The 3405-nt window shown below is 43.1% G+C and carries 2 protein-coding genes; both read left to right on the top strand.

Annotated elements, in window-relative coordinates:
• Positions 1-984 (top strand): protein-glutamate methylesterase/protein-glutamine glutaminase (locus ACTF5U_RS12315; protein WP_438971928.1); only part of this gene is annotated, 984 nt, incomplete at its 5' end.
• A gap of 553 nt (positions 985-1537) precedes the next feature.
• A partial coding sequence (locus tag ACTF5U_RS12310) for an ATP-binding protein (protein WP_438971927.1) occupies positions 1538-3405 on the top strand: 1868 nt, incomplete at its 3' end.

Here is a 3405-nt window from a genome sequence, read left to right as displayed (position 1 = left end):
AAAGAGCTACTTTCAGGCCATCAGGATATTGAGATTATGGCCACAGTGGCTGATCCGATATTTGCCATGAAGCGAATGAGTCAAGCATGGCCAGATGTTATTTTGCTTGATATTGAGATGCCCAGAATGGATGGCATGACTTTCCTGAAAAAAATTATGCAGGAAAGACCCACCCCGGTAGTTATCTGTTCCAGTCACACTGAAAAAGGTGCTGACGTAACTCTGGAAGCCTTGAAGCATGGTGCGGTCAGCATCATCACCAAACCCAAAATTGCTTCACGGGATCAGATAGAGCAGGCCGTATCAGAAGTACTCCACGCGGTGAGGGCTGCATCACAGGCCAGTGCGTCTAAAGTGCTGAGGCTGACTAAAAACAATCTTCCACAGAGAAAAAATGCACCCGGCATAGCGAAAAAAACGCCTCCCAGAATCATCGCCATCGGTGCTTCAACGGGTGGCACACAGGCGATAGAACTCATTTTGTCTGGCTTACCGCCGTCGGTGCAAGGCATTGTGGTCGTTCAGCATATGCCAGTGCATTTCACGGCGCTGTTCGCGAAACGATTAAATGACCTTTGTGCTATCGATGTCAGCGAGGCATCTGATGGCGACAAAGTGAGGCCGGGGACAGCATTAATTGCCCCCGGCGGCAGGCATCTGCAAATAAAAATGCGAGGCAATGACTACTTCGTTGAGGTGGTTGATGGCAAGCCGGTCAACAGGCATAAGCCATCTGTTGATGTCTTGTTCCATTCGCTGGCAGGAAATAAGGCAAAGGAGGTTGATGCCTATTTACTGACTGGCATGGGGGATGATGGTGCAAGAGGTTTGTTGTCACTCAAAAATGCAGGTGCTCATACCGTAGCCCAAGATGAAGAGTCGAGTGTGGTATTTGGTATGCCAAAAGCTGCCATAGGAATGGGAGCTGCAACCCAAGTGATGTCGCTTGACCAGATTTTGCAAAACATTGTTATGCAGTCATAGAAGCAAATGCAGTCAACAACAATAATTAGAAAATGATGGAGCAACAATGTTTGTGAGTACTCTGGCAGTGCTGACCATCTTGGCACTGTGGTTTATGAAAAAGCGTCAAAAAGTTAGTTCTAAATCATCAATCAAGAAGGTCAAGGGACCTTTTGCCGCGGTAAAAATAAAGCGCTGTATGGAGGCGTGTGCTCAGGTGATGACTCATTCAGATAAACTGTTTCTCATATCCGAAGCACCTGGCTTACCGCTTAAGGATTGTGACCGGGTTTTTGATTGCAATTGTCGGTTTATTCACTTTGCCGATAGGAGACAGGGCGAGGATAGAAGATCCCATAGCGTTGTGCTTCAGAGTGTCTTCAGGGGAGAAGAACTGAGGGGTAATAAAAAAAGAGGTCGGCGTCGGGATGATTGAATATAGATGGTTATTCGCTACGGAGATGTAGAGAATTATTTTTCTTAATTACCAAGACAGCCAAAAGCTAAAACTTTTGTTTTGTATGCTGGTTTACTATACTTTGTGACCTAATTTAGCCTTATTAAGATTAAGGGAATGAAAGCGCTAACTCGACAGAAAAAAGAAGTTTTATGGGCTATGGTGGCATTATCCGCAGGCCTTTTAATGGTCGCCATTCTGGTAAGCTTTCAGATTCAACAGGAACAACAAAAGCTTCAGTTCAGAGTTGAATTAAAAGCGCGAAATATTACTTCTCTTTTGAATGCTGACATTGACTCACGCTTCAAAGCTTTGAAGAGACTTGCCCAAAGATGGGAAGTCAATGGCGGCACATCGAAGGAAGCCTTTCTTAAAGACGCTTATGGATATACTCAAGATCATCCAGGTTATCAGGCTATTGAATGGGTCAATTCAGACTTTATTGTAACTTGGGTGGTGCCCAGTGAAGGGAATGAGGCTGCGTTGGGACTCTCTCTACCAACCGAGCCCAAAAGACTCGCAACACTTGAGCGAGCACTTGATAGCAAAAGATTAAGTGTTTCCGAGCCATTAGAGTTGATTCAAGGTGGCAAAGGCTTCCTTGTTTATTTACCGCTTTATGTGAATCAGGAGTTTGATGGCTTTATTCTGACAGTATTCCTTTTTGACAGTTGGATTGAAAGTATCCTGAACTCAACATCATTCACTGGAGCTCTACTCGATTATGAGCATATTGGTCTAAAGCTATACGTTAATGGCGAAGATGTTTTTGAAAAAAAAGTAGCAAAGCCGAAGGGTAATAAATTTGATGCTTCTGCTAGTTTTTATGTAGATCAAAATCAGTTCACTATAGTTGCAGAACCAAGCCAAACTTATTTTGAAAAAAATCGATCTACATTACCGTTATGGGGAGGAAGCATTGGTCTTGCTTTCTCAATATTCTTTGCCGTTTTTGTTTATCTTTACCTCAGTACCAGAAAGGCAAGGCTTCTAGCTGAGCAGGCTAATCGAGCCAAGTCAGAGTTTCTTGCAACAATGAGTCACGAAATCAGAACGCCAATGAACGGAATAATGGGCTTCACTGATATATTACTGATGGATAAGAAGGCTACGCCGGAACAGATGAATTGCTTAGGCCGAATTCAACAAACCTCTAAGGCATTGCTGAGAATAATCAATGATATTCTTGATTTATCAAAAATAGAGGCTGGAAAGCTGGATCTTGTATTTGAAGATTTCAATCTTCATGAAGTATTGTCAGATGTGCGAGTTCTGTTGGAAACGGAGGTGAATCGGAAAGGTATCGATTTTGTCACCACCATTGCTCCTGATGTCCCCAAATTTATTTACTCTGATCCTGCTCGTATTCGTCAAATATTGTTAAACCTCGCAGGTAATGCCGTCAAATTCACTGATGATGGCAAAGTAGAAATGCAAGTTCTGAAAACAAACAGCAAGCTGGAATTCCTTATTGTTGATTCAGGTATCGGTATTGAACTAGAAGACCAGGCCAAACTTTTTGAAAACTTTAGCCAGCTTGATTCCAGCGTTTCAAGAAAATATCAGGGAACCGGACTCGGCTTATCGATTTCCAGAAGGCTAGTCGAAAAGCTTGAAGGTGAAATAAAGGTTGAGAGCCAGCCCGGCAAAGGAAGCCGATTCAGTTTCTCAATTCCATACAAAAAAGGTTTGGAGATAAGCACAAACTCTTTAGACAAACCAACTGAACATAACCCCAGAATTGTGCCCGACTCTCTCAACATACTGGTTGCAGAAGATGATGTGGTCAACCAGCTACTGATTTCTGAAATGTTAAGTGAGTTAGGTCACCGTGTAACGCTGGCAGAAAATGGCAAAAAGGCGATAGAGGTAGCTAGAGAGGGGAACTTTGACCTTATTTTGATGGATATTAGGATGCCAGAAATGAGTGGCGATCAAGCCGCAAGAATCATTAAAAAAACAGACTCCCAAAAGCTGCCGATTAT

This window comes from Methylophaga sp. (assembly GCF_965655755.1).
Taxonomy (GTDB): Bacteria; Pseudomonadota; Gammaproteobacteria; order Nitrosococcales; family Methylophagaceae; genus Methylophaga.
This window is presented reverse-complemented; position numbering and strand designations above follow the sequence as displayed.